The following is a 25,828-nucleotide window of genomic DNA, read 5'->3' as shown; positions in this document are numbered from 1 at the left end:
CGCGGCACGGCAGGCGGTGTGGCGGCAGTCACACGCGTCCTGTCCACAGTGTGCCGCTCGGGAGGCGAACGCGTGGTCGCCGCCCCCGGACGTCGCCCGCGTCCGGGCCGACCCGAGCAGGCCCGACGGGGGAGCGGGGGGCTCAGAGCGGCACGCCGGGGGTGGGCGCGCCCGCGAGCCAGGCCGCGCCCTCGGTGTAGAGGTTCTCGACGACCGGACCCGTCAGGCCGGGGAGGCCGGTGGCGACGGTGAAGCCGGCCTTCGTCTGCAGGTAGCCCAGGTGCCGGTAGCCCGTCGGGAACCGTCCGAGCAGCTCCGGGTCCAGGCTCAGGCTCGCCCCGGGGTCCACGACGTCCAGCCGGTCCTTCTCGTAGATCGGCTGCCGGCGGACGATCTTCCACCGGCCCTCGTGCCGGCTCAGGAAGTCGTAGAAGCGGCCGGTGCAGACCACGTCGACCGCGACGCCGTCGACCTCGGCGCGCTGGTTGATCGTCATCTTGGTCTGCGCGATCGCCCGGTCGCCCCGGACGTCGGCGGTGTGCCCGCCCAGGAAGTGCAGGATGCTGACGCCGTTCTCGAAGCCCGTGCGGCTGATGGCGATGAAGTCCGCTGCCGGGCCCTGGAACCACGTCGCCGTCATGTAGCCGTCCTGCGGGTGCCACACGGTCGCGAAGCGGTCCCAGTCGCCGGCATCACGCCACACGGCCCAGTTCTCGACGAGTTGCCGGATCTCCTGTCGGTCCTGCACCTCGTCGGGCACGGGCTCCTCCTGTTCCGCGGTCAGCCGGTCTCCGGCTGCGTCTGCCAGGCATCCTGTCCCGCGCAGGCCGGGCCGACCAGCGCGGTGGGTCACCCGGTGACCGTCCGTTCCGCGCCGCGTCGAGTCACCGCGCGTCCGGTGACCGGAGAGCGCACGTCCGGTGCCCGCCGCTCGCGTGGTGCAGACCACGCCACCTCGCTAGCGTTCGGTCCCCCGGCCGGTCGTCGGCCGGCCCGCGCCATCGGCGTGGCAGAGGCCAGGAGGCAGCCTTGAGCGACCACGTGTACCGGCTCAGCGAGATCGTCGGCAGCAGCAGCACGAGCGTCGACGACGCGATCCGCACGGCGGTCCGCAAGGCCGCCGAGACCGTCCGGCACATCGAGTGGTTCGAGACCAAGGAGATCCGCGGTCAGGTCCTCGACGGCGACGTGGCCTACTTCCAGGTCCGGCTGGCGATCGGCTTCCGCGTCGAGGACTGACGCCCCAGGGTGGCCCCGTCCCGGGTCCCACCCCGAGCCTGCGAGGGGTGGGGAGGACGGGGTCCTTCTTCAGTCGAAGCTGCCGGCCCCGTCGCGGCGGTAGGGGGAGCGGCGCTCCAGCCGCTCCCGCTCCGCGCGCTGCTCGCGCAGCCGGGCCGCCGTCCCGGCGCGGTAGCCGGCCTTGGCCACCCGGTGCTCGGTCGTCTCGGTCATGAACGCCACCGAGAAGAACAGGCCCAGGAGCAGACCCCCGGCGGCGGCCGAGAGGCGGTAGCTCAGCGGCACCGGGACCACGGCGACGCAGAGCACCACCAGCGGCAGCATCTGGACGACGGCACGGGTGAGGTGCCGGCGGACCCAGCCGCGCCGGGTGGTGTCGGCCAGCACCCACGGCGAGAGCTCCTCGGGCAGGCCGCCGCCGTAGGCGTAGCGCAGCCACTGCAGCGGCGTCGGCCGGCGTGCGGTGGAAGGCTTCTGCACGCCTCGACGGTAGGCCTCTCGGACGTTGCCGGAGGGGTGTGCGCAGGCGCACACTTCCCGAGCCGGTCGTCCCCAGGGAGGTCTCGTGCACATCAAGCAGCTGCTCCGCCGCAAGGGCTCGGACGTCGCCACCGTGGAGGCCTCGGTCAGCGTGCGGGACGCCCTGGCGCTGCTCGCCGAGCACGGGGTCGGGGCCCTCGTCGTGTCCGCCGACGGCCGCAGCGTCGACGGCATCGTCTCCGAGCGGGACGTCGTCCGCGCGCTGCACGAGCGCGGTGCCGGGCTGCTCGGCGACCCGGTGTCCAGCGTCATGACCGCCCGCGTGCACACCTGCCCGCCCTCGGCCGGGGTCGAGGAGCTCGCCCGCACGATGACCGACCACCGGGTGCGCCACGTGCCGGTCGTCGAGGGCGGCGCGCTCGTCGGCATCGTCTCGATCGGTGACGTCGTCAAGGCGCGCCTCGACGAGCTGGAGGAGGAGCGCGCCAAGCTCGTCGACTACATCCAGACGGTCTGAGGTCCTGAGCGGGGCTCAGGATCCGGCGACCGGACGGGCGCCTCCCCGGCGTACGGTGCTCGGGTGGACGAGCGGCGTGCGGGGGTCGCCTCCGGGCTGGCCGCCTACGGTCTCTGGGGGCTCTTCCCCCTCTACTTCCCCCTGCTGGAGCCGGCGGGCGGCGTCGAGATCGTGGCGCACCGGGTGGTCTGGTCGCTGCTCTTCGTGGCCGTCCTGCTGACCGCGGTGCGCCGCTGGGGACAGGTGCGGGCGGTCTTCGCCGATCGCCGCGCGCTGCTGGTCCTCCTGGGCGCGGCGGTGCTCATCGCCGTCAACTGGCTGGTCTTCGTCCTCGCCGTCAACTCCGGCCACGTCGTCGAGACCTCGCTGGGCTACTTCATCAACCCGCTGGTCAGCGTGCTGCTCGGCGTGGTGGTGTTCGCCGAGCGGCTCCGGGTGCTGCAGTGGGTCGCCGTCGGCATCGCCGCGGTGGCGGTGGCGGTGCTGACCGTCGACTACGGCCGTCCGCCGTGGATCGCGCTCACCCTGGCGGCCACCTTCGGGCTCTACGGGTTGATGAAGAAGGTGGTGCGGGTCGAGGCGGCGCCGGGTCTCTTCGTGGAGACGGCGCTGGTCGCCGTCCCGGCGCTGGTGCTGCTGGTCGTGCTGCAGGTGCGCGGGGAGGGGACATTCGGTTCGGCGGGCGTGGGCCACTCGCTGCTGCTGGTCAGTTCGGGCATCGCCACGGCCATCCCGCTGCTGCTGTTCGCCGCCGCGACCCGCCGCGTGCCGCTGTCGACGGTCGGGCTGCTGCAGTACGTCACCCCGCTCATGCAGCTGGCCATCGGGGTCTTCGTCTACCGCGAGCCGATGCCCCCCGCGCGGCTGGCCGGCTTCGTCATCGTGTGGATCGCGCTGGCGGTCTTCACCGTCGACAGCCTGCGCCAGGCCCGCGCCGGTGCACGCCGGCGGATGGCGGCCGAGGCGCCCGCGCCGGTCTGAAGGAGACCCCCTCGCCCCCCGCCACTCGCAGGTCCGCGGCGGGACCCTGCACGGGGGCTGCCGGCAGCCCTGGAGATGTCGGTGGGCGGGACTACCGTCGGGGCATCACCACGTAGAGAAGGACCGTCGATGTCTGCCGAACCTGCTCCCGCGGTCTCCCCGCCGGGGGGCGAGGTACTCCCGCCACCCGCGCCCGACACGACCGCCCCGTCCGACGCCGGCTCCCCGGTCGGCACCCTCACCCGCCGCGAGCACGAGATGCTCACCTTCGAGCGGCAGTGGTGGCGGCGCCCCGGCGCCAAGGAGACGGCGATCCGCGAGCGCTTCGGCCTCGCGCCCACCCGCTACTACCAGGTGCTCAACGCCCTCCTCGACCGGCCGGCCGCCCTGGAGGCGGATCCGCTGCTGGTCCGGAGGCTGCGCCGGCTGCGGGCCGCGCGGGGCTCGCGTCGCTCGTCTCACGTCCTGGGCAACGGAGGCGATTCCGTCTAGATTTGGTCACTGTGGGCAGGCACGCCGCGTCAGGCAGTGACGTATCGGACCGGGGGACCCCGGTCCCGCACGGTCGTCGCCGGACCGACGTGCCGGGTTCCCCGGTCGATCAGGACCTGAGCGACCACCCGACGACGCCCGGCCGCAGCCGCGCCGACCGTCGTCGGGAGGGGTTGCTGGACGCGGGGGACGACCCGGGGCGCCGCCGTCCGGCGCCGCCCCGCCCGCTGCCGCCGGCCGGCCCGCGCGCCGGTGCGCCCGGTGCCACCCGCCCGGCCGCCCCGGCCCCGCCGCGGACGACGGCCGCCCCTGCCGCGCCACGGACCCCGGCCGCTCCGGCGGCGCCGGGGACCCCCGCCGCGCCGCGGACCCCTGCTGCTCCGGCGGCGACGCGGACTCCGGGCGCGCCACGGACCACGCCGGCCGGCGCGTCGCGGTCGGCTCCGCCTGCAGGGGGCTCGCGGCCCGCACCGGCTGCCGGCACGCCCGCGGGGGCTCCGGCCGCCGGCGCGGCCCGGTCCGTGCCCGCGCCGCCGGCGTCGCCCGCCCGGCCCACGCCGCCCGCGGTCTCCGCGCCTCCGGCTGCCTCCGCGTCCCCCGCGCGACCCACCCCGCCCGCCCGGCCCCGCGCGGCGGAGCCGGCTCCGAAGACCCGGCTGCGGCTGCCGGTCCCGCCGGCCGCCGCGGCCCCCGCCGCCTCGGCACCCGCCGCGCCGGCCGCGCCCCGGACGACGGTCGCCCCCTTCCAGGCCGTTCCCACCCCCGAGCACGGGACCGACCAGCCCGCCGCGCCCTCCGGCTGGCCGGAGCGGGACGCCGGCCGTGATCGGGACCCGGCCCGCGACCGGCACGCCGGCCGCAACCGGGGGGCTGACCGGGACCCGGCCCGCGGCCGGAGCGTCGGCCGCGACCGCCGGTCCGCCGCTCCTGCGTCCGCGCCGACCGGGCACCCCGCCGACGCCGAGCCCGCCCGCGGCGACGCCGCCCCCGGCTACCGGGACTGGACCAGCCCCTCGCGCACCAAGGACGCCCCGCCCCCGGCGACCGAGGCCATCCCGGACCGCACCCCGTCCCGCGACTCCGGCAGCTCCCGCCGGGCGCCGGCACCGGCCACCGAGGCGATCCCCGACCGCACCCCCGCCCGCGGCCGGACCGATGACCTCGACGAACGCCCGGGTGACGACCTCGACCGGGACGAGGTCGACGCCGCCGAGCCCGTGCGCGGCCCGGAGACCGGCACCGCCACGGGGGTGGTCGGCGGCCGCGCGGCGTTCCGCGCCGAGCGCCAGGCCGCCGAGGCCGAGCGGCGCAAGGAGGCCCGCCGCAACGGCGTCTCGCCCGTCCCGTACCTGGAGGACGACGACGCGCCCCGGCGTCCGTCCCCCGTGCGCCGGGCCGCGACCGCGCTGCTCGCCGTCGCCGTGGTCGCGCTGGTGGTGCTCGGGGTCTACTCCTTCGCCGGGTCCGATCCGCAGGAGGCTGCGGGCGCGCAGGCCACCACGGCCGCCCCGTCGTCCGCACCCGTCGCCGCGCCCAGCTCGGTGCTGCCGCCGCTGGAGGTCGACCCGCTGCCGCCGGCGGAGGAGGCGCCCAGCACGCCGGTGCGGGTCCCGGTCACCGTGCTCAACGCCACCGGCGTCACCGGCCTGGCCAAGGAGGTCGCCGACGCGCTGGGGGAGCAGGGGTGGGAGTCGCAGGGCGTCGGCCAGTACCAGGGCGGGGACGTCGCCGTCACCACCGTCTACGTCACCGAGGGCGACGAGGAGCAGCGGCAGGCCGCGCTGCAGCTGATCGAGCAGTTCCCGGACATCACCGGCCCGGCGACGCGCTTCTTCGAGGTCCCGGACGTCGACGACCCGGGGCTCGTGGTGGTCACGACCGGCGAGTGGCGGCCCTGACCGGGCAGCGGGTGCCCACCGGTCCGCGGCCGTCCCGGAACACCGGAGGACGGTCGTCCGTTGGCCGCTCCGTGCGTCCCGTTCGCGGGCCCGTGCGTCCCCGCCCGCGCCCCGGCGCCCGCGCGACGCTCGCCGCCCTGGTCACCCCGCTCGTGTCGGGCGTCCTCGTCTTCGCCGCCCCTGCCGCACCGGCCGCCGCGGCCGAGGACGTCGCCACCGAGGAGGCGACGGTCCCCTCGGGGTCGGGGGCCGACGCCGTCGAGCTGGACACCACGCTGTTCGTGCCCGGCGCGGCGACGGCCGAGGACCCGGCGCCCGCCGTCGTCCTCGCCCACGGCTTCGGCGGCAGCAAGGACTCCGTCGCCGACGACGCCCGCGACCTCGCCGAGCGCGGCTACGTCGTCCTCACGTACTCCGCGCGCGGCTTCGGGAGCAGCACGGGCCAGATCGGGCTGAACGACCCCCGCTTCGAGGTCGCCGACCTCTCCACCCTGCTGGACCGGCTGGCCGAGCGCGACGACGTCCTGCTCGACGGCGCGGGCGACCCGCGGGTCGGCGTGGCCGGCGGCTCCTACGGCGGGGCGCTGTCGCTGCTGGCCGCCGGGTACGACGACCGCGTCGACGCGATCGCCCCGCAGATCACCTGGAACTCGCTGTCGGCCGCGCTGTTCCCCTCGCAGGTCGGGCAGGACGACGCGGGAACCGTCGCGGCCACCCCGCAGGGCCCCGGTGGCGTCTACAAGCGGCTGTGGTCGGGGCTGTTCTTCGGCGTCGGCTCGGCACCGACCGGCGGGCTCCTCGACGCGCTCGGCGGTGCGGGGGAGGACGGCGACGGCGGGGACGGCGCCACCCCGGCGGGTGGCACCGACGGCGGACGGCCGACGATCGACCCGGCCGCGGTCGACCCCGCCCAGGTGCAGCAGGCCCTCACCTGCGGCCGCTTCCGGGCCGACATCTGCGCCGCCTACCAGACCGCCGCCGCCACCGGCACGCTGACGCCGCAGATCGCCGCGGTGCTCGACCGCAGCAGCCCCGCCACCGTGCTGGACCGCATCGAGGCCCCCACCCTGCTCGTCCAGGGCACCCAGGACTCCCTGTTCGGCCTCGGCCAGGCCGACGCCAACGCCCGCGGCATCGCCGCCGACGGCACCCCGGTCAAGGTCGTCTGGTTCACCGGCGGCCACGACAGCCAGGCCTCGGAGCGGACCACCGAGCGGCTGCGCGAGCAGGTCGCCGGCTGGTTCGACTGGTACCTGCGCGACCCCGGCGACCCCGCCCGCGGCGAGGACCCGGGCACCGGCTTCGAGTTCCCGGTGCCCAGCGGCGTCGGGGCCGGCGTCGGCAGCGTGCAGGGCGGTAACCAGACCGTCGTCGCCCCGGCCTACCCCGGCCTGGCCGGCGGGGACCCGGCGACCCGGGCGTCGATCCCGGTCAGCGGGTCGGTGCAGCCGGTGGTCACCCCGGCCGGCGGCACGCCCGCGGCGATCACCGTCGTCCCCGGGGTCGGGGCGCTGTCGGCGGCGCTGTCCGGCGGCACCCTGGAGATCCCCGGCCAGTTCGCGGCCTTCGACAGCGCGCCGCTCGAGAGCGCCGTCGAGGTGGTGGGGGCGTCCACCGTCGACCTCGACATCGCCTCGCCCAGGGGGTCGGCGACGCTGTTCGCCAAGCTCTACGACGTCGCGCCGAACGGCTCGATGACCCTGCCCGCCGGTCAGGTGGCGCCCCTGGCCCTGACCGGGCTCTCGACCGACCCCACCGCACCGACCGAGGTCTCGGTGACCCTGCCGGCCATCGTGCACCGCTTCGAGGCCGGCCACACCCTGCGCGTCGTCGTCTCCTCGACCGACCAGGCGTTCGCGCTGCCGGCGGAGTCGGCGGTGTACTCGGTGGCCCTCGCCGGCGGGGACGGCGCCGCGCTGGACGTCCCCGAGGTCGTCGGCCGCACCGAGGTCGCCGGCACCACCTCCCGCTGGTGGGTGCTGCTCGGCGTGCTGGCGGCGCTGGGTCTGGCCGGCTGGGGCGCCGCCGCCCTCTGGGGCCGCCGCCGACGCCGCCGGGTGTCGGCCGTGGAGCCCGACGGCGAGGACGTCCCGCTGCGGTTCACCGGCGTCACCAAGGCCTACAAGGACGGCTTCGTCGCCGTCCGGGACCTCTCCTTCGAGGTGCGCCGCGGCCAGGTGCTCGGCCTGCTCGGCCCCAACGGCGCCGGCAAGACGACGTCCCTGCGGATGCTCATGGGCCTGATCCGGCCGACCGACGGACGGATCACCGTGTTCGGCCACGAGATCCGCCCCGGCGCCCCGGTGCTGTCCCGGCTGGGCTCCTTCGTCGAGGGCACCGGGCTGCAGCCGCACCTGTCCGGCCGCGACAACCTGCGGCTGTACTGGGCGGCCACGGGTCGACCGGCCGAGGACGCGCACATGGACGAGGCGATCGAGGTCGCCGGCCTCGGCGCGGCGATCGACCGCCCGGTCCGCCGGTACAGCCAGGGCATGCGGCAGCGGGTCGCGATCGCGCAGGCGATGCTGGGCCTGCCCGACCTGCTGGTCCTCGACGAGCCGACCAACGGGCTGGACCCGCCGCAGATCCACGCCATGCGCGAGGTGCTGCGCTCCTACGCCGCCACCGGCCGCACGGTGATCGTCTCCAGCCACCTGCTCAGCGAGATCGAGCAGACCTGCAGCCACGTCGTCGTCATGGCCAAGGGGCAGAAGATCGCCCAGGGCACGGTGGAGGAGATCGTGGGCACCGGCGGCGCCGTGCAGGTCGGCCTCGCCGACGACGCCGCCACCGACCGGGCGGCCGCCGTCCTCGCGGCGCTGCCCGGGGTGTCGGTGGAGCGCACCGACGAGGGTCTGGTCGCCGAGCTCGACGGCACGACCCGCGCGCGGGCGCTCCAGGCGCTGGTCGAGGCGGGCGTCGAGGTGGACGCGTTCACCCCGCGCCGCCGGCTGGAGGACGCGTTCCTGGCACTGGTGGGGGAGTCGTGAGCGTCTCGGAGCACGTCCAGCCGACCGGGGCGGTCGCCGGCTACCGGCCCGAGCGGACGCTGAGGCTGTCGGTCGAGCTGCGCCGGCAGTTCAAGCGGCGGCGGACCATCGGCGTCTTCGCGCTCATGGTGGCGCTGCCGCTGATCCTGATCGCCGCGCTGCAGCTCGGGGCGAGCGAGGAGGCCGCGGAGAACGGCCGGCTCAACCTGGTCGACGTCGCGACCTCCAGCGGGCTGAACTTCACGCTGTTCGTGCTGTTCGCGACGACGAGCTTCTTCCTCGTCGTGGTCTACGCGCTGTTCTTCGGCGACACCGTCGCGGCCGAGGCGCAGTGGGGCTCGCTGCGCTACACGCTGGCCACCCCCGTGCCGCGGATGCGGCTGCTCCGGCAGAAGTGGTACGCCGCCCTGGTGCTGTCGCTCGGCGCGATGGTCGTGCTGGTCCTCACCGGGATCGTCGCCGGCGGCATCGCCTTCGGGTTCGAGCCGATCCAGACACCGATCGGGGTCAGCCTGCCGCAGGGGGAGGGGCTGCTCCGGCTGGCCGGGATGGTCGGCTACCTCGCCGTCCACCTGCTCGTCGTCGGCACCCTGGCGTTCTGGTTCTCCACCGTCACCGACGCGCCGCTGGCGGCCGTCGGCGGCGCGGTGTTCACCATGTTCGTCTTCGCGATCCTCGACCAGGTCGAGCAGCTCGGGTCGATCCGGGACTGGTTCCCGACCGCCGAGGAGTTCGCCTGGACCGACCTGCTGCAGACCCCGGTCGACTCCGGGGACCTGTTCCGCGGCGTCGTCCAGTCGCTGGTCTACGCGGCGGTGTTCACCGCGCTGGCCTTCCGCCACTTCTCCCGCCGCGACGTCACCTCCTGACCCCTGGTGCCGGTTTCCGCGGAAACCGGCACCAGGGGTCAGAGCGAGGCGCGGACGGCCTGGGCCCAGCCCTCGCCCATGGCGGCCTCGGTGACCGACGCGTTCGGGACGGCGGCCAGCAGGTCGGCCATGCCGTCGACCGTGGCCCCGTTCGCGGTGATCCACAGCCGGCCGACCGCGGGTGCCATCTCCAGGTCGCTCGCGCTGTCGCCGATCGCCACGGCGTCGTCGGGCGTGAGGCCCCGGCGTTCGAGGTCCCAGGCGATCGCCGCACCCTTGGAGATCCCGCGCGGCATCAGGTGGTACACCTGGGGCGGCAGCGCCTCGGGGTCCAGCGTCATGCGCGACGTCGTGTGGATCGCGCCGTTGTCCTTGAGCGTGAGCCACCCCAGCCCGGCGTCGGCGAGGTACGCGTCCACGGCCAGTGCGTCGACCCGGCCCCGCAGCAGCGCGTCGGCCTGGTGCGTGGCGTGCCAGGGCGCGTGCCACTCCAGCCGCCCGGGGTGGCGCGCGAGCAGGTCCTCGACGACGCCCAGCTCGGCCATCACCTCCATGGGGGTCCGGCCGGCGTACTCGGCCGGCAGCTCGCCGTCCAGCCGGTGCACCCCGCGGCCGCCGTCCCAGCTGACCACCGAGCCGAGCTCGGCGATCGCGCCGTCCGCCGCGAAGATGCGGGCCGCCTCGACGACCTGCTCGAACGTGCGGCCGCTGACCAGGACCAGCGCGGCGCCGGACCGGTGCAGGTCCAGCAGCGCGGTCGCCGGGTCGGCGGTCAGGTCGCGGCGCTCGGTGTGCCAGAACGACCCCCGCGGGCCGACCATCGTGCCGTCGAGGTCGGTGTAGACGATGCGCGCTGCCACGCCGCCATCCTGGCCGGGCCGGTGCGGCCCAGGACACGTGGGTACAGTCTCAGGCGTTCCACTCATCCAGAGGGGCAGAGGGACACGGCCCGACGAAGCCCCGGCAACCGCCGCCTGTGCGTCCGCGCAGCGAGAGGTGCCAATTCCGTCCCGCGCGGCTCGACGGCCCGCCGCGGGGAAGATGAGGAGGTAGTCGTCGCATGACCCTGACCGCTCCCGGTTCCCAGCAGGCCGACTCCAGCGCGGGCGGCCCGATCCCCCCGTGCCCGGCGAAGGGCCTGGTCTGCCGCAACTGCGGCGCCACCTTCGGCCTGATCGCCGAGCACGCCTGCGCGGAGTGCTTCGGCCCGCTCGAGGTCGACTACGACTACGACCTGCTCAAGGCCGTCACCCGGGAGCAGATCGAGGCCGGGCCGCAGAACATCTGGCGCTACGTCGCGCTGCTGCCGGTGGGCCAGGACCCGGCCGACCGCGTCTCCCTGGACCCGGGTCTGACCCCGCTGGTCCGCGCCGAGCGGCTGGCCGCCGAGCTGGGGCTCACCGGCGGGCTGTGGGTCAAGGACGACTCGGCCAACCCGACGCACTCGTTCAAGGACCGGGTGGTCAGCCTCGCCGCCACCGCTGCCAAGGGGCTCGGCTACAAGAAGATCGCCGCCGCCTCGACCGGCAACCTGGCCAACTCCGTCGCCGCGCACGCCGCCCGCGTCGGCCTGCCCTCGTTCGTGTTCATCCCGGCCGACCTGGAGCCGGGCAAGGTCGTGCAGTCAGCGGTGTACGGGCAGACGCTGGTCGCCGTCGAGGGCTCCTACGACGACGTCAACCGGCTGACCAGCGAACTCGCCGAGACCGACGAGTTCGAGGACACCGCGTTCGTCAACCAGAACGTGCGGCCGTACTACGCCGAGGGCTCCAAGACGATGGGCTACGAGATCGCCGAGCAGCTCGGCTGGCGGATCCCGGCCCAGGTCGTCATCCCGATGGCGTCGGGCTCGCTGCTGACCAAGGTGGACAAGGCCTTCCGCGAGCTCACCGCGGCCGGGATCGTCGAGGCCACCGAGTGGACGATCTTCGGCGCGCAGTCGGCCGGCTGCGACCCGATCGCCACCGCGTTCGAGCAGGGCTGGGACGTCGTCAAGCCGGTGAAGCCCACGGGCATCGCCAAGTCGCTCAACATCGGCAACCCCGCCGACGGCCCCTACGCCCTCGACGCCATCCGGCGCACCGGCGGCTCGGTGGGCCGGGTGGACGACGAGCAGATCGTGCGCGGCATCCGCGACCTCGCGCGCACCACCGGCGTCTTCGCCGAGACCGCCGGCGGCGTGACCGTGGCGGTGCTGCGCCAGCTGGTCGAGGACGGCCGGCTCGACCCGGCCAAGGAGACCGTCGTCCTCAACACCGGCGAGGGGCTGAAGACGCTCGACCCGCTGGAGCCGGTCGTCGGTCCGACCCACCGCGTCGAGCCCTCGCTCAAGTCGGTGCGGGCGGCGGGCCTCATCGGGTGACCGGGTAGGGTTCGAGGCGTTCCCGCGCACGCGTCCCCCGTTCTGGGGAGACGCGTGCGTGAGGTTGCTCTCACCACGGCTTTCGTGCTGTAGCTTCTCCCGCGGTTCCAGTTCCACGTTCGTGTTCGACGGGCGGAAGAACGAGACCCGGCCCCCTGTAGGCGGGGGTCGTCCGCAACGCACGAACGTGGGAGCACACGTGGCACAGGGCACCGTGAAGTGGTTCAACGCCGAGAAGGGCTTCGGCTTCATCGCCGTCGACGGCGGCCAGGACGTCTTCGTCCACTACTCGGCCATCCAGATGGACGGCTACAAGAGCCTCGACGAGGGCCAGCGGGTCACCTTCGAGGTCGTCCAGGGCGAGAAGGGTCCGCAGGCGGACGCCGTTCGCGTCGCCTGAGCCAGCAGGTCCTCATCGAGGCCCGGTCCCCGTCAGGGGGCCGGGCCTCGGTCGTGTGTGCAGGCTGCCGCGGCGACGTCGGGCGCTGATCGGCAGGTCCGGGCCCGGGTGCCGCTGATCAGCGCACACGGTCCCCGGCGGGAACAGTCGCCGGTCACCCCCGTTCTTGCACTCGGCAGGGTCGAGTGCCAGACTCTCGATTGGCACTCGACAGTGCCGAGTGCCAATCAGGTCGGAACGGTGAGGCACTGGTGGGCGGGCCGACGGAGTGCCCGCGAACCGCCGGTGTCGTCCGTCGCGGGCGCCGAACCCGGCCGTGCAGCGATCCATGCATGGAGGACATCACCACATGGCCAAGATGATCGCCTTCGAGGAAGAGGCGCGCCGCGGCCTCGAGCGGGGCATGAACACCCTCGCCGACGCCGTCAAGGTGACCCTCGGTCCGAAGGGCCGCAACGTCGTCCTCGAGAAGAAGTGGGGCGCCCCCACCATCACCAACGATGGTGTGAGCATCGCCAAGGAGATCGAGCTCGAGGACCCGTGGGAGAAGATCGGCGCCGAGCTCGTCAAGGAGGTCGCGAAGAAGACCGACGACGTCGCAGGTGACGGGACCACCACCGCCACCGTGCTCGCCCAGGCGCTCGTCCGCGAGGGTCTGCGCAACGTCGCCGCCGGCGCCAACCCGATGGCCCTGAAGAAGGGCATCGAGAAGGCCGTCGAGTCGGTCACCGAGTACCTCCTCTCGACCGCCAAGGACGTCGAGACCAAGGAGCAGATCGCCGCCACCGCGTCGATCTCCGCCGCTGACCCGGCCATCGGCGAGCTCATCGCCGAGGCGATGGACAAGGTCGGCAAGGAAGGCGTCATCACCGTCGAGGAGAGCAACACCTTCGGCCTGGAGCTCGAGCTCACCGAGGGCATGCGCTTCGACAAGGGCTACATCTCGCCCTACTTCGTCACCGACGCCGAGCGCATGGAGGCCGTCCTCGACGACCCGTACGTGCTCGTCGTCAACAGCAAGATCAGCTCGGTGAAGGACCTGCTCCCGCTGCTGGAGAAGGTCATGCAGTCGGGCAAGCCGCTGGCGATCATCGCCGAGGACGTCGAGGGCGAGGCCCTGGCGACCCTGGTGGTCAACAAGATCCGCGGCACCTTCAAGTCCCTCGCCGTCAAGGCCCCGGGCTTCGGCGACCGCCGCAAGGCCATGCTGACCGACATCGCCATCCTCACCGGCGGTCAGGTCATCAGCGAGGAGGTCGGCCTCAAGCTCGAGTCCGCCGGCACCGAGCTGCTCGGCCGCGCCCGCAAGGTCGTCGTCACCAAGGACGAGACGACGATCGTCGAGGGCGCCGGTGACAGCGACCAGATCGCCGGCCGGGTCAACCAGATCCGCGCCGAGATCGAGAAGTCGGACTCCGACTACGACCGCGAGAAGCTGCAGGAGCGCCTGGCCAAGCTGGCCGGTGGCGTCGCCGTCATCAAGGCCGGCGCCGCGACCGAGGTGGAGCTCAAGGAGCGCAAGCACCGCATCGAGGACGCGGTGCGCAACGCCAAGGCCGCCGTCGAGGAGGGCATCGTCGCCGGTGGTGGCGTCGCCCTGGCGCAGGCCACCGCCGTCGCGTTCGACAAGCTCGAGCTCGACGGTGACGAGGCCACCGGCGCCAACATCGTGCGCGTCGCGCTCGAGGCTCCGCTGAAGCAGATCGCCGTCAACGCCGGCCTCGAGGGCGGCGTCGTCGCGGAGAAGGTGCGCAACTCCGACACCGGTTTCGGCCTCAACGCCGCCACCGGCGAGTACGTGGACCTCGTCGCCAACGGGATCATCGACCCCGCCAAGGTGACCCGCTCGGCGCTGCAGAACGCTGCCTCCATCGCGGCGCTCTTCCTCACCACCGAGGCCGTCATCGCCGACAAGCCGGAGAAGGCCGCCCCGGCCATGCCCGGTGGCGACGGCGGCATGGGCGGCATGGACTTCTGAGTCCCTGAAGGACCCCTCTGCCCCCACGCCTCGCACGCTCGGCGCGGGACCCTGCAGAGGGGCCGCCTGCAACACCAGCACTGCCCGGCAGGGGCGGTCCCGCACTCCGCGGGGCCGCCCCTGTCGGCGTTCCTGGGCCACCGCGTCCACTGCCGGGTGCGTCGGCCATGTCGTCACCCCGCACACGGACAGGCCGAGGGCCCGCCACCGGGATGGTGGCGGGCCCTCGGGTGGGTGTCCGGTCGTGGTGCCTCCCGGCCGGCTCAGCCCTGGCGGGGGTGAGGACCCGGCCGGGCCGGGGTCACCGGACCTCGACGGTGAACGGACCGGCGACGCCACCCAGGCTGGACTTGATCCAGATGGTGGTCGGTGCGGTCGCCGGAGCGGGGTCGAGGACGATCTGCCACGGCCCGGTGTTCTCCGGTGCCTCCAGCGCGCCCACCGTCCCCGACGGGTACCCGGCGATCGGGGTGGCGGCCGGACCGGTGCCCGCGGTGTTCGGGCGGTGGACGGTGACCGTCGCGCCCGGCACGGTGCCCGAGCCGCTGATCCGGAACTCGTCGCCGGTCCGGAACTGGGCGAGGGTCAGGCCGATGCTGTCACCGGGGAGGACGACGTTCACGCCGGGGTTGGACAGCGCCGAGAACTGCGCTCCTGCCGGCGTCTTCGACTGGACCCGGAAGACCCACCGCGTCCCCGGCTCGGACTTCGGCAGACCGGACACGTCCGCGGTGGTGCCGGTGACGACCACGTCGCGTTCGGCCTGCAGCGTGTTGGTGTTCGTCGCGTCCGTCCGCAGGAACGCCCGGACCCGGTACTCGGTGGCGTCGGGCACCGGGTTCCAGGCCAGGCTGACCCGGCCGGCGTCGTTGCTCGGCCCGGAGCCGGCGATGCTGGTGATCGCCAGCCCGCCCGGGGCGACAGCGGCGGCCGCGGGCTTCGGTGACACGACGCCCGTGGCGTGCGCGACGGCACCCGTGGCGTCGATGACCGCGACGTTGACCCGCGTGTTCTCCGCCGTGATGGGGACCGGTGCCGTGTAGATCTTCGCGGTCGACGACGGGACGTTGCCGTTCGGCTGCGTGGTGACCGCGCTGCCGTCGACGGTGTAGTAGATCGTCCCGGCGTTGGCCGACAGGGTCAGCTGCCGGTCCTCCGCGATGACCGCCGTGTCGCCGCTGAAGGCCGGCGTCGAGGTCAGCTGCAGCGCGGTGCCCTCCGGAGGCGTGGGCTCCGCGGTGCCGGCGAGGGCGAACGGTGCGCCGATCTCGCCGTTGACGATCGAGCGGACCTCGATGTCGTACAGGGCGCCGGGGTCGAGGTCGCCGAGGACGACCTGGGTGGCGTCCGCGCCCACCCGGTAGCCCGCCGTCCGCTGGGCGCCGTTGGCGTCGGCCGTCTGGTCGATGGCCTCGACGCTGTAGCCGTCGACCGCCTCGCCGCCCGCGACCGGCGCGGCCGAGTTCCAGGTGATGGTGGCCTCGGACTGGTTGGCCCACACGACGGAGAACTCGCCGGCGGGGGGCTCCGCGCCGGCCGGTCCGGGCGCGCAGCCGGGGGCTCCGCCGCCGACCAGCCCGAACTCCGACAGGGTGAGGCCGAGCTGGGCCTCGACCGTCGTGGCGTCGGCCATCCAGCTCAGCGCGACCTTCTCGCCGTCGAAGACCAGTTGCTGGTCGGACGGCGACAGGCCCCCGAACGTCACCGAGAACTCGCCGTTGGCCGCGGTGCCCTCGACGGTGTAGCCCTGCGTGGCCGCGGGCGGCTCGTTCGGGCCCCAGCTGATGGCCCGCTCGCCGATGGCGCTGCCGGCCTCCCGCATCTCCGGGTTGACGACCTCGACGGCGAACCGGTTGAGGTCGACGTCCGAACCGTAGGTCCCCCGGATCGTGACGGTGTTGACGTTGCCCTCGGCCGGCTCGCTGGCGGTCACCTCGGTGACCTCCGCCGAGCTCACCCTCATGCCGTCCACCAGCGGCGAGCCGCTGAAGCGGACCGACACCTCGTCACCCGGCTGGATGTCCGGCGTGACGTCGGTGAAGCACCCGGCGAACGTGCCGTCGCCGTTGGGGGTCGCCTCGTGGTTCCACTCCATGAAACCGGTCGCGTCGACCTCGCCCGTGGCGGTGCCGACGGTCTGGCCGCCACGGGTGACCGTCAGGGTCGCGGTCTGCCCCGCCTGGGCGGTGTAGCCCTCGATGGCCACCATGTCGCGGGAGGGGAACACCTCGATGTTCCCCGGTCCCGTCGGCGGGGTGCCGGCCGAGGCGCTGGTCGCGAGCCCGATGACGCCGCCGGTGGCCGTGGCGGCCACCAGGCCGGCGGTGGCGAGGCGGGTCCGGGTGCTGTGCAGCGGCAGTCGCGAGGGGGAGGGAGCCGCATCTGCAGTCCCGCCCCCGCGACCGCCGTGGTGGGTCGGTCGTGTCCTGGTCATGGCCTCTCTCCGCAGTCGAGCCGTCCTGGCTACCTCCGGACACCGGAGGGTCGGTCAGACGGTCGTCGCACGGAGCGGTGCGCGGGGAGCCGCGACGAGGGGGGAGGCGTTCCCCCAATGCGTGGGGCGACGGAGGTCGTACGACCACGGTGGCACCGGCCGCCGGTGGGTCCCCGTCGCCCTCCTGATCTGCACCTACGCCGGGAGGAGGGTGCTGGGTCAGCCCCCGGTGGGGCCGAGGAGCCATCCGCACGGCTCGGCCAGCGCCCCGGCCTCCTCCGGGCCCCACGACCCGGGCGCGTACCGGTGCACCTGCGGCGGGTGCTCCTGCAGCGGGGCGAACGCCCGCCACGCGCTGGCCAGGCCGGCGCTGCTGGTGAACAGGGAGCGGTCACCGGTGAGGACGTCGTGCAGCAGGGAGACGTAGGGCGGCAGCGGCGTCCCGCCGGGGACGTCGGCGAGCTCGAGCGTCGCCGTCGCGCGGGCGAGGGCGAGGTCCGGACCGGGCTCCTTGGCCACCAGGGTCAGGTCCACCGCACCGGACCCGGACAGTGACAGGGAGAGCACGTTGCCGTGCCCGGGGACGCCGGTGACCGGCCCCTCCGGCTTGCGCAGGAGCAGGCTCACCCGCTGCTCGCCGGCCGCCATCCGCTTCCCGGTGCGCAGCACGAACGGGACGCCGCGCCACCGGTCGGTGTCCACCCACAGCCGGGCCGCGACGAAGGTGTCGGTGCGGGAGTCGTCGGCCACGCCGTCGATGTCGGTGTAGCCGTCGAACTGCCCGAGCACCACGTCGTCGCCGGGGTCCAGGGGGCGGAAGGAGGCCAGCACCGCCTCCCGCGCGTCCACCAGGTCGGTGGGGGCGAAGCTGGCCGGCGGCTCCATCGCCACCTCGGCGGCGAGCTGGAACAGGTGGGTGACCAGCATGTCCAGCGCCGCGCCCGTGGCGTCGTAGAACTCGGCGCGCTGGGCGACGTCGAGGTCCTCCGGGACGTCGATCTGCACCTGGACGACGTGCTCCCGGTTCCACATCGACTCGAACAGCCCGTTGGCGAACCGCAGCACGTGCAGGTCCTGGGTGCCCTCCTTGCCCAGGAAGTGGTCGATCCGGAACACCTGGTCCTCGTCGAGGACGGAGTGCACCAGCTCGTCGAGCTCGGCGAAGGTCTCCGGCGACGTGCCGTAGGGCTTCTCGTAGACCACGCGCGCGCCCTCGGCCAGCCCGTGCTGCTGCAGGCCCCGGGTCAGCTTCTCGAACGCCGACGGCGGGACGGCGAGGTAGTGCACCAGCTGCGGGTCGCCGCCCAGCTCGTCGCGGGCCTCGCCGAGCACGTCGAGCAGGCTGCCGGGGTCGGACTCCTCGAAGCCGCCCCCGGCGAACCGCAGCCGGCCGGCGAACTCCTCCCACGGCCCGTCGCCCGGCGAGGGGCCGAACTCCTCGAGCGCCTCCCGCACGCGGCCGGCGAAGTCCTCGTGCGACACGTCGCCACGCCCGTTGCCGACCAGCCGCCAGTCCTCCGGGAGCAGCCCCTCCTGGGCGAGCTGGAAGAAGGCGGGCAGCACCATCCGGCGGGCGAGGTCCCCGGTCGCCCCGAAGAGCACGAAGACGGTGGGCGGCAGGTCGGGCACGGGTCCTCCTCGCTGCTGGGAGCGCTCGTCCGACAGTGCCCGAGGAGGACGGCGGTCACTCCTCCGCGCGTCGTCCGCACGACCTGCGGGTAGGCGCTGCCCGTGGCCGTGGTGATCGGGACGTCGGGGTGGCAGTACCGCGACTGGCGCGGCCGCTTCTACCCGCAGCGCCTGCCGCAGCGGCTGTGGCTGGAGCACGTCGCCGAGCACTTCGCCACGGTGGAGAGCAACAACGCCTTCTACCGGCTGCCGGAGCGGTCGACGTTCGAGGCCTGGCGGGCGCGCACCCCGGCCGACTTCCGGTGGGCGGTGAAGGCCAGCCGGTTCCTCACGCACGTCAAGCGGCTGCGCGAGCCCGAGGAGCCGGTCGCCCGGCTGCTGGAGCGCGCCGCCGGGCTGGGGGAGCGGCTCGACGTCGTCCTCCTGCAGCTGCCGCCCACGCTCAAGGCCGACCCGGAGCTGCTGCGCACCTGCCTGGCGCAGTTCCCGGCCGGCACCCGCGTGGCCGTCGAGCCGCGGCACGACAGCTGGTGGACCGACGAGGTCCGCGCGCTGCTGGAGCGCTACGGCGCGGCGCTGTGCTGGGCCGACCGCGACGAGCAGCCGGTCGCTCCGCTGTGGCGCACCACCGGGTGGGGCTACCTGCGGATGCACACCGGCGCGGCCTCGCCGTGGCCCCGCTACCGGCCGGAGACCCTGCAGCTGTGGGCCGAGCGGCTGGCCGCGACCTGGGGCCCGGACGAGGACGTGCTCGTCTACTTCAACAACGACCCCGGGTGCGCCGCGGTCGTCGACGCGGTGGCCTTCGCCGAGGCGGTCCGCCGGACGGGGCGGACGCCGACCCGCGTGCCGACGTCGGCCCAGGCCACCGGCGACGCCTGGGCAGCGGCCTAGTCAGTCGTCGTCCCCGCCGTGCCGGGAGCGGTCGTCGGAGTCGTCGTCCCGGCGGTCCCGCTCCTCGGTCTCCTCCCGAGCCCGCTCCTCGGCCTCGCGTGCCTCTTCGGCGGCCTCCTCGGCGGCCTCCTCGGCCTCCTCCCGGGCGCGCTCCTGGGCTTCCCGCGCCTCCTCGGCGGCCTCCTCGGCGGCCTCCTCGGCGGCCTCGCGGGCCTCCTCCTCGGCCTCGCGTGCCTCCTCAGCGGCCTCCTCGGCGGCCTCGCGGGCCTGCTCCTCGGCCTCGCGCGCCACCCGGGCCGGGTCGTCGGAGTCGTCGGGGGAGTGGCTCGCGCCGGCGTCGCCCGAGCCGCGGTCGTCGGTTCCGTCGTCGTCGGTGCCGTCGTGGTGCCGGCCGTCGTCGTCCGTGCCGTCGTCGTCGGTGCTCGGGGCACCCCGGTCGCCGGAGCCCCGGTCCTCCGTGCCGTCGTCGTCGGTCCCGCCGGTGCCTGCGCCGGAGCCCCGGTCGTCGGTGCCGTCGTCGTCCGTGCCGTCGTCGTCCGTGCCGTCGTCGTCCGTGCCGATGGCGCCTTCGTCGCCCGGGCCGCGGTCGGCGGTGTCGTCGTCGTCGCCGCTGCGGCCGGAGTCGTCGGCCACGTCATGGGAGGACGGGGCGTCGAAGGGGGTGACCGCCTCGATCGCGCCGGCCACGCCGTCCTGGACGGGGCCGGGCAGCACGCCTGCGGCGCCGGCCCCGGTCACGCCGGCCACGGCGATCCCGAGGCCCGTGGCGGCCTGGACCACGACCGAGGCGGAGCCGATCTTCGCGACGAGTGCGGTGATGCCGTGGAGCAGGAACACGGGGAGCTCCCTGGGGTGGGTGACGGGCGTCACTCCATCCATCGGCACCAGGGGTGAGAACTTGAACCTTGCAGGAGATTTCCTGCTAACGGAGGACGGCGGGGTCCTCCGCGTGCCGGACGCCCAGCGCCTCGGCGGCCTGCCCGAGCACCGTCTGCACCGCCAGGGTGTCGGCCAGCGGCATGACCGCGCTCTCGGTCCGGCCGGCCCGCAGGCACTCGGTCACCTCGGCGATCTCGTGCGCGTAGCCGGTGCCGGTCGGCGGGCGGGTGATGGTCTCCGGCTCGGCGCCGGTGCGGTGCAGCACGATCGTGCGCGGGTGGTGGAAGCGGGGGAGGACGTCGATCCAGCCCGCCGTCCCGAAGACCCGGGCCGCCCCGGGTGTCGGGTGCCGCAGCGAGGTGGTCAGCGTCGCCGAGCGCCCGTCGGCCCAGCCCAGCAGGAGCGCGGCGTCGGCGTCGGCGCCGGTCGGGAACCGGGAGCCCGTCGCGGCCACCGTGTCCGGCGTGCCGAGCAGCATCTGCGCGAAGGAGACGACGTACACACCGAGGTCGAGCACCGCCCCGCCGCCGAGTTCCAGGGCGAACAGCCGGTCGTGCGGGTCGTAGGCGCGGGACACCCCGAGGTCGGCCTGCACCGAGCGGACCTCGCCGATCGCGCCGTCGGCCACCAGCTCGCGCAGGGCGACGACCACCGGCTGGAACCGGGTCCACATCGCCTCCATGACGAAGACCCCGCGCTCCCGCGCCCGCGCGACCACCTCGGCGGCGCCGGCGGGGGTCGCGGTGAAGGCCTTCTCCACGAGCAGCGCCTTGCCCGCGTCGATGGCGCCCAGGGCGACCGCGTGGTGCTGCGGGTGCGGGGTCGCGACGTAGAGGACGTCGACGTCGGGGTCGGCCAGGACGTCGGCGTAGGACCCGTGCGCGCGGTCGAGCCCGTGCCGCCGGGCGAACGAGGCGGCCCGCTCGGCCGAGCGGGAGGCGACCGCCACCGGCCGGGCGCCGGGGACGTGCACGAAGTCGCCCATCACGTTCTCCGCGATGCGGCCCGGCCCCACGATGCCCCAGCGGATCTCGTCGCTCACCGGCACGACGCTAACCGCGCAGGCAGACTGGCGCAGACGACCGAGCCTGCGAGGGCGTCCGGGTGCGGAGCGTGGTCGGCCGGGGCCGTCGAGCGCAGCGAGGAGGTCCCGTGGCCGTGCTGATCGACCCTCCCGTGTGGCCCTGGCGCGGGCGGCGGTGGTCGCACCTGGTCAGCGACGTGTCCTACGACGAGCTGCACGCCTTCGTGGCCGCCGAGCTCGGGATCCCTCGGCGGGCGTTCCAGGGCGACCACTACGACGTCCCGGAGGAGCTGCACGCGGTCGCCGTGGCGGCCGGGGCGCTGCCGGTCGGCTGCCGGGAGCTGCTGTCCCGCCTGACCGGCGCCGGCCTGCGGCTCAGGAAGGCGCGGGGGGACCGTCCTGCGGGGGAGTCCCCTGCGACCGTGGAGACGCGGCCCGCCTCCTCAGCAGGCTGAGCTCAGCGGTCAGGTTGGCCCGGGCGCGCGGCGTCCACGCGTCGGCCACCGCGGGCAGCCGGTAGAGCCGCGGCAGCGCCAGCAGGTGCTCGAGGACGGCGATCCGCCCCGCGGTGAACTCGGCGTCGGGGAGGTGCCCGTACTCCTCGCGCACCGCCGAGGCGTAGGCCGCGTAGGCCGCGGGCGGGCCGGCCAGCACCGCGAGGTCGGCGTCGCACAGCACCGCCCCGTTGGCGTCGTCCGGCGCGGGGTCGTGCCCGGCGGTCAGCAGCACCAGCCGCACGACCCCCGCGACCTGCTCGTCGGGCACCAGGCCGCGCAGCCCGGCCCGCGCCCGCTCCGCGCTGACCTGCTCGTTGTCGGTGCGACGGGGGTCGTAGACGACGTCGTGGTACCAGGCGGCCAGCCGGACGGCGTCCGGGTCGCTCGCCGCCCCCGCCAGCTCCCCGACCAGCCCCAGCACGGCGGCCAGGTGGGCGAGGTCGTGGTAGCGGCGGTGCGGCTCGCTCCACGCCGCGACGACGGCCGCCCACTCGGTGCGCGCGGTGGGGGAGTCGCCGGCCAGCTGCGCCCAGGCCTCGAACCCGACGAGGCTCATGCCACTCCGCAGGTGCGCAGGGTCAGCAGCGCGAACGCCCGCGCCGCGGTGACCAGCTCGGCGACCGGCACCCGCTCCAGCGGCCCGTGGGCGAGGTGCAGGTCGCCGGGTCCGTAGTGCAGCGTCGGGATCCCTGCGGCGGCGTAGAGCCGCAGGTCGGTGCCGGCGGAGAGGGCGCGCTCCGGGGGGACACCGGCTCCGGTGTCGTCGACCGCCCGCTGGACGTCGGCGAGCAGCGGGTGCCCGCCGGGCAGCGCGCCGCTGGCGAACGCGCCGCCGGTCCAGGTGAGGCGGACCGGGTGCGCGGCCAGCCACGGGTGACCCGCGCACACCGCCGCCAGCCGGTCGGCGAACGCCGCCCGCGCCACCTCGACCGGCTCGCCCAGCCGCACGCCGTAGCGGCCCTCGGCGATCAGCCGGTCGGGCACCGAGCTGGCCCAGTCGCCGGCCTGCACCCGCCCGATGTTGATGCCGTACGGGAAGCGGGCGCCGCCGAACCGCGGGTCGGTGTCCCGCTGCCGCTCGGCCTCGAACTCCCGCAGCGCGCCGTGCACCACCTCGAACAGCTCCAGCGCGCTCACGCCCTGGTCGCGGTGGGCGGCGTGCGCGGCCAGGCCGGAGACCTCCAGGCGGAAGGTGAGCGCGCCGGCGGAGGCGGTCACGACGGCGCCGGCGGTCGGCTCGGGGATGACGCACAGGTCGCCGCGGTGGCCCCGCCGCAGCGTGGCCCACGCCCCCAGGCCGCCGTCCTCCTCGCCCACGACGGCGTGCACCGCGAGCGGCCGGGCCAGCCGCACGCCCGCCGTCCGCACCGCCGCCAGCGCGGCCAGGGAGGCGACCACCCCGGCCTTCATGTCGCAGGCCCCGCGGCCGTGGACGGCGCCGCCGGTGACGCGCGGGTCGAACGGCGACCCGGACCACAGGTCCGGGTCGCCGGGCGGGACGACGTCGGTGTGGCCGGAGAACACCAGGGCGGGGACGCCGTCCTCGGCGGCGGCCGTGGTCCCGACGACGCCCCAGGCCTCGGTGCGCTCGACCTCCTGACCCGGCCCGTCCGGTGCGGCGGCGGCCTCGGCCAGGTCGACGTCCCACCGGTCGACGGCGCAGCCGAGCTCCTCCAGCCAGTCGCCGACGAGGTGCTGCACCTCGCACTCGGCGGCGGTCCCGCCCACCGACGGGACGGCGACCAGGGCGCGCAGCCGGTCGACGGCCCACTGCTCGTCCACGGCGGCCAGGACACGGGCCTCGGCGTCGGTCAAGGCGGGCACGGGCGGAGTCTGGCACGCGACCTGCCGGGCGTCCGGCGCCGCGGGCAGTAGCGTTCCCCGCCGTGACCCAACCGCCCCCTCCACCCGGCTGGTACCCCGACCCTACCGGGAGCGGCGGCACCCGCTGGTGGGACGGGCAGGGCTGGACCGAGCACGTGCAGGCGCCCCCGGGCGCGGTGCAGGCACCGGAGCAGCGTGCACCGGCGCAGCAGGCCCCGGCCCAGCCTGTGCCCGCGCAGTACGGGCCCTCGCTCTACGACCAGCCGGTCCTGCTGGTCAACCAGAAGACCAAGCTGGTGGAGCTGACCAACGAGTACGCGGTGCTCGACGGCAACGGCACGCAGATCGGAGCGGTCGTCGAGGTCGGGCAGAGCGGGCTGAGGAAGGCCCTGCGGTTCCTGACCGAGTTCGACCAGTTCCTCACCCACCGGCTGGAGGTCCGCGACGCCACCGGGGTGGTGCTCGTCCTGACGCGGCCGGCCAAGCTGGTGCGGTCCCGGGTGGTCGTCGAGCGGCCGACGGGGGAGGTGCTGGGCGAGATCGTCCAGGCCACCGTGTTCGGGAAGATCCGGTTCGACCTGGTGGTGGGCGGCCAGGTGGTCGGGGCCATCCAGGCGGAGAACTGGCGGGCCTGGGACTTCGCGGTCACCGATGCCGCGGGCACCGAGGTGGCCAGGATCACGAAGAAGTGGGAGGGCCTGGGGCGGACCCTGTTCACCACCGCCGACCGGTACGTCGTCCTGGTGCACTACCGGCTGCCCGAGCCCCTGGCCAGCATGGTCATCGCCTCGGCGCTGACCGTCGACACCGCCCTGAAGCAGGACGACCGCGGCTTTAACTGATCCGGCCCGGGCCGTGTGAGCGGCCGTGACCGGGGGTAGCCTCGAAGACGTCCGGGCCGGGTGCATCGTGCCCCCGGGTGCCAATTGGTTATCGCCTTCGCGGACCACCGCCCCGACTCCGGTCGGGGGTCTGGAGCCGCGTTGTGCTTCTCGCCGCGAGGCGGCCGTCATCCGGTCCGGACCCCACACTCGAGGTGCCGCGCACCGGGCTCCCGCCTACCGTCGTCCACAGGTGTGACCGGGGCGACATCGGGAGTTCCCATGGCAGGCGCGGTACAGCAGGGTCACGGCGGGACGACGGTCGACGAACGGCACCGCCTGCCGATCAAGACGCTGGTCTCGGCGAGCATCGGCAACGCGGTCGAGTGGTTCGACTGGACGGTCTACGCGACGTTCGTCGTCTTCTTCGCCGGTCAGTTCTTCCCGGCCGACAACGAGGCGCTGGCACTGATCGGGGCGACGTCGACGTACGCGCTGGCGTTCTTCTTCCGGCCGCTGGGCGGCATCCTGCTCGGCCGGTTCGCCGACCTGCGCGGCCGCAAGGCCGGGATGCTGCTCACCATCCTGCTGATGGCCGGCGGCTCGATGGTCATCGCGATCCTGCCCACCTACGAGCAGGTCGGCTGGCTCGCGCCGATCCTGCTGCTCCTCGCCCGCATCGCGCAGGGCATGTCGCTGGGCGGCGAGGTGTCCAACGCGTCGGCCTACCTCGGCGAGATCGCCCCGCCGAACCACCGCGGGCGCTACTCGTCGTTCTTCTACATCTCCACGGGGTCGGCGCTGCTGGCGGCCTCGCTGCTCGGCGTGCTGCTGACCGGGGTGCTCAGCACCGAACAGCTGGAGTCCTACGGCTGGCGGATCGCGTTCTTCATCGGCGGCCTGCTCGGCCTGATCGGCATGTGGCTGCGCCGGTCGCTGGTCGAGACCGAGCAGTTCGAGGAGAACGCGGAGAAGGCCCGGGCGACCAAGCACCCGCTGCTGCAGACGATCAAGCACCACCCCAAGGCCGTGCTGCAGCTGATCGCCATCACGCTGCTGAACACGCTGTCCTACTACACGTTCTTCAGCGCCCTGACGCCGTTCGCTATCAGCTTCCGGGACGCGGACAAGACCGACGTCTTCGTGGCCCTCTCGATCGGGACGGCGCTGTTCGTGGCGTTGTGCTACCCGTTCGGCAACCTGTCCGACCGGTTCGGGCGCAAACCGCAGCTGCTGGTCTGGTCCGGCGCGCTGGCGATCCTGATCGTGCCGCTGTCGTTCCTGGTCAGGGACAACCTGCTCTCGCTGATCGTGGTGTTCTGCGTCGGCCTGGGTCTCTACGCGCTGATGGCCTCCATCGCGCCGGCGATCATGAGCGAGCTGTTCCCCACGGAGCTGCGGGCCACCGGCATCGGCGCCTGGTACAACCTCACGGTCGCCACGTTCGGGGGGACGGCGCCGCTGGTCATCACCGCGCTCTCCGACGCCGGCCACCCCCTGTGGTTCTTCTGGTACGTGGCGATCGCCGCCGTGATCACCTTCTCCGTCGTCCTCACCCTGCGGGAGACCAAGGGCACCGAGCTGCTCTGAGGGGTCTCTGAGGGGCCTCAGGCGCCGGTC

General features: G+C 74.5%; 23 protein-coding genes and 1 riboswitch. Of the genes, 14 read left to right on the top strand and 9 right to left on the bottom strand.

Features of this window, described 5'->3' with window-relative positions; genetic code table 11:
- Positions 1-142: 142 nt before the first annotated feature.
- On the bottom strand, positions 143-760 hold the full coding sequence (locus ACI789_RS03335) for a nuclear transport factor 2 family protein (protein ID WP_457006718.1): 618 nt from the start codon (positions 758-760) through the stop codon (positions 143-145).
- Positions 761-1,029: 269 nt separating this feature from the next.
- Between ACI789_RS03335 and ACI789_RS03330 the strand changes: the two genes are divergently transcribed.
- The gene (locus ACI789_RS03330) at positions 1,030-1,239 is read left to right on the top strand and encodes a dodecin (RefSeq protein WP_457006717.1); all 210 of its coding nucleotides are present in this window, start codon (positions 1,030-1,032) and stop codon (positions 1,237-1,239) included.
- A gap of 69 nt (positions 1,240-1,308) precedes the next feature.
- On the opposite strand, the gene ACI789_RS03325 is transcribed toward ACI789_RS03330, so the two are convergent.
- Positions 1,309-1,719, bottom strand: coding sequence for a DUF5313 family protein (locus tag ACI789_RS03325; RefSeq protein WP_456917056.1), 411 nt, complete (start codon positions 1,717-1,719; stop codon positions 1,309-1,311).
- A gap of 85 nt (positions 1,720-1,804) precedes the next feature.
- On the opposite strand from ACI789_RS03325, the gene ACI789_RS03320 reads away from it, so the two are divergent.
- From ACI789_RS03320 to ACI789_RS03295, 6 genes are all read left to right on the top strand, one after another.
- On the top strand, positions 1,805-2,236 hold the full coding sequence (locus ACI789_RS03320) for a CBS domain-containing protein (RefSeq protein WP_456917057.1): 432 nt from the start codon (positions 1,805-1,807) through the stop codon (positions 2,234-2,236).
- A gap of 63 nt (positions 2,237-2,299) precedes the next feature.
- Positions 2,300-3,217, top strand: a complete 918-nt coding sequence (rarD, locus tag ACI789_RS03315) for an EamA family transporter RarD (RefSeq protein WP_457006716.1) — start codon at positions 2,300-2,302, stop codon at positions 3,215-3,217.
- Between the two features lie 129 nt (positions 3,218-3,346).
- The gene (locus ACI789_RS03310) at positions 3,347-3,709 is read left to right on the top strand and encodes a DUF3263 domain-containing protein (RefSeq protein WP_457006715.1); all 363 of its coding nucleotides are present in this window, start codon (positions 3,347-3,349) and stop codon (positions 3,707-3,709) included.
- Between the two features lie 521 nt (positions 3,710-4,230).
- The gene (locus ACI789_RS03305) at positions 4,231-5,607 is read left to right on the top strand and encodes a LytR C-terminal domain-containing protein (protein ID WP_457006714.1); all 1,377 of its coding nucleotides are present in this window, start codon (positions 4,231-4,233) and stop codon (positions 5,605-5,607) included.
- 92 nt (positions 5,608-5,699) lie between these two features.
- Positions 5,700-8,597, top strand: a complete 2,898-nt coding sequence (locus ACI789_RS03300) for an alpha/beta fold hydrolase (RefSeq protein WP_457006713.1) — start codon at positions 5,700-5,702, stop codon at positions 8,595-8,597.
- Positions 8,594-9,466 carry an ABC transporter permease gene (locus tag ACI789_RS03295; protein ID WP_457006712.1) on the top strand — a complete coding sequence of 291 codons (873 nt, stop codon included), beginning with the start codon at positions 8,594-8,596 and terminating at the stop codon, positions 9,464-9,466. The genes ACI789_RS03300 and ACI789_RS03295 overlap by 4 nt, the downstream gene beginning before the upstream one ends.
- A gap of 38 nt (positions 9,467-9,504) precedes the next feature.
- On the opposite strand, the gene ACI789_RS03290 is transcribed toward ACI789_RS03295, so the two are convergent.
- Entirely contained in the window at positions 9,505-10,326 is an 822-nt protein-coding gene (locus ACI789_RS03290; RefSeq protein ID WP_457006711.1) for an HAD hydrolase family protein, read from the bottom strand.
- Positions 10,327-10,385: 59 nt separating this feature from the next.
- Positions 10,386-10,514: riboswitch (SAM riboswitch) on the top strand.
- 12 nt (positions 10,515-10,526) lie between these two features.
- On the opposite strand from ACI789_RS03290, the gene thrC reads away from it, so the two are divergent.
- The 3 genes from thrC to groL all read left to right on the top strand — a co-directional run bounded on the left by thrC (position 10,527) and on the right by groL (position 14,206).
- Positions 10,527-11,828 carry a threonine synthase gene (thrC, locus tag ACI789_RS03285; protein ID WP_457006710.1) on the top strand — a complete coding sequence of 434 codons (1,302 nt, stop codon included), beginning with the start codon at positions 10,527-10,529 and terminating at the stop codon, positions 11,826-11,828.
- A 199-nt stretch (positions 11,829-12,027) separates the two neighbouring features.
- Complete coding sequence (locus ACI789_RS03280; protein WP_091218572.1) at positions 12,028-12,228, top strand: cold-shock protein; 201 nt, start codon at positions 12,028-12,030, stop codon at positions 12,226-12,228.
- A gap of 349 nt (positions 12,229-12,577) precedes the next feature.
- Positions 12,578-14,206, top strand: a complete 1,629-nt coding sequence (gene groL / locus ACI789_RS03275) for a chaperonin GroEL (protein WP_457006709.1) — start codon at positions 12,578-12,580, stop codon at positions 14,204-14,206.
- Between the two features lie 301 nt (positions 14,207-14,507).
- On the opposite strand, the gene ACI789_RS03270 is transcribed toward groL, so the two are convergent.
- Both ACI789_RS03270 and ACI789_RS03265 read right to left on the bottom strand, forming a co-directional pair.
- Complete coding sequence (locus ACI789_RS03270; RefSeq protein WP_457006708.1) at positions 14,508-16,520, bottom strand: fibronectin type III domain-containing protein; 2,013 nt, start codon at positions 16,518-16,520, stop codon at positions 14,508-14,510.
- 339 nt (positions 16,521-16,859) lie between these two features.
- On the bottom strand, positions 16,860-18,269 hold the full coding sequence (locus ACI789_RS03265; RefSeq protein WP_457006707.1) for a glucose-6-phosphate dehydrogenase: 1,410 nt from the start codon (positions 18,267-18,269) through the stop codon (positions 16,860-16,862).
- A 102-nt stretch (positions 18,270-18,371) separates the two neighbouring features.
- Here ACI789_RS03265 and ACI789_RS03260 point away from each other — a divergent pair, with 102 nt between their 5' ends.
- Positions 18,372-19,163, top strand: coding sequence for a DUF72 domain-containing protein (locus ACI789_RS03260; RefSeq protein ID WP_457006706.1), 792 nt, complete (start codon positions 18,372-18,374; stop codon positions 19,161-19,163).
- On the opposite strand, the gene ACI789_RS03255 is transcribed toward ACI789_RS03260, so the two are convergent.
- Together ACI789_RS03255 and ACI789_RS03250 are read right to left on the bottom strand one after the other, a co-directional pair.
- A complete protein-coding gene (locus ACI789_RS03255; RefSeq protein WP_457006705.1) occupies positions 19,164-20,000 on the bottom strand; it encodes a hypothetical protein in 837 nt (278 codons plus the stop codon).
- 85 nt (positions 20,001-20,085) lie between these two features.
- Positions 20,086-21,084, bottom strand: a complete 999-nt coding sequence (locus ACI789_RS03250) for a Gfo/Idh/MocA family protein (RefSeq protein ID WP_457006704.1) — start codon at positions 21,082-21,084, stop codon at positions 20,086-20,088.
- A gap of 110 nt (positions 21,085-21,194) precedes the next feature.
- Here ACI789_RS03250 and ACI789_RS03245 point away from each other — a divergent pair, with 110 nt between their 5' ends.
- The gene (locus ACI789_RS03245) at positions 21,195-21,521 is read left to right on the top strand and encodes a DUF4031 domain-containing protein (protein WP_457006703.1); all 327 of its coding nucleotides are present in this window, start codon (positions 21,195-21,197) and stop codon (positions 21,519-21,521) included.
- On the opposite strand, the gene ACI789_RS03240 is transcribed toward ACI789_RS03245, so the two are convergent.
- Together ACI789_RS03240 and ACI789_RS03235 are read right to left on the bottom strand one after the other, a co-directional pair.
- Positions 21,442-22,119 carry an HD domain-containing protein gene (locus ACI789_RS03240; protein ID WP_457006702.1) on the bottom strand — a complete coding sequence of 226 codons (678 nt, stop codon included), beginning with the start codon at positions 22,117-22,119 and terminating at the stop codon, positions 21,442-21,444. The two genes, ACI789_RS03245 and ACI789_RS03240, sit on opposite strands and share 80 nt — an antisense overlap.
- Positions 22,116-23,387 (bottom strand): ArgE/DapE family deacylase, encoded by a 1,272-nt coding sequence (locus ACI789_RS03235; RefSeq protein ID WP_457006701.1) that lies wholly within the window; start codon positions 23,385-23,387, stop codon positions 22,116-22,118. Before ACI789_RS03235 ends, ACI789_RS03240 begins: the two co-directional genes overlap by 4 nt.
- 62 nt (positions 23,388-23,449) lie before the next feature.
- Here ACI789_RS03235 and ACI789_RS03230 point away from each other — a divergent pair, with 62 nt between their 5' ends.
- Positions 23,450-24,229: a phospholipid scramblase-related protein gene (locus ACI789_RS03230; protein ID WP_457006700.1), complete on the top strand. Its 780-nt coding sequence runs from the start codon at positions 23,450-23,452 to the stop codon at positions 24,227-24,229.
- Positions 24,230-24,490: 261 nt separating this feature from the next.
- Positions 24,491-25,798: an MFS transporter gene (locus ACI789_RS03225; protein ID WP_457006699.1), complete on the top strand. Its 1,308-nt coding sequence runs from the start codon at positions 24,491-24,493 to the stop codon at positions 25,796-25,798.
- The last annotated feature ends 30 nt before the right edge of the window (positions 25,799-25,828 follow it).

It is taken from the genome of Geodermatophilus sp. SYSU D00965 (genome assembly GCF_054050075.1).
This window is presented reverse-complemented; position numbering and strand designations above follow the sequence as displayed.

Bases quoted from the DNA above. Each gene is read 5' to 3' on its own strand.
- ACI789_RS03310 (WP_457006715.1), top strand. From the start codon at position 3,347: ATGTCTGCCGAACCTGCTCCCGCGGTCTCCCCGCCGGGGGGCGAGGTA.
- thrC (WP_457006710.1), top strand. From the start codon at position 10,527: ATGACCCTGACCGCTCCCGGTTCCCAGCAGGCCGACTCCAGCGCGGGC.
- groL (WP_457006709.1), top strand. From the start codon at position 12,578: ATGGCCAAGATGATCGCCTTCGAGGAAGAGGCGCGCCGCGGCCTCGAG.
- ACI789_RS03240 (WP_457006702.1), bottom strand. From the start codon at position 22,119: ATGAGCCTCGTCGGGTTCGAGGCCTGGGCGCAGCTGGCCGGCGACTCC.
- ACI789_RS03225 (WP_457006699.1), top strand. From the start codon at position 24,491: ATGGCAGGCGCGGTACAGCAGGGTCACGGCGGGACGACGGTCGACGAA.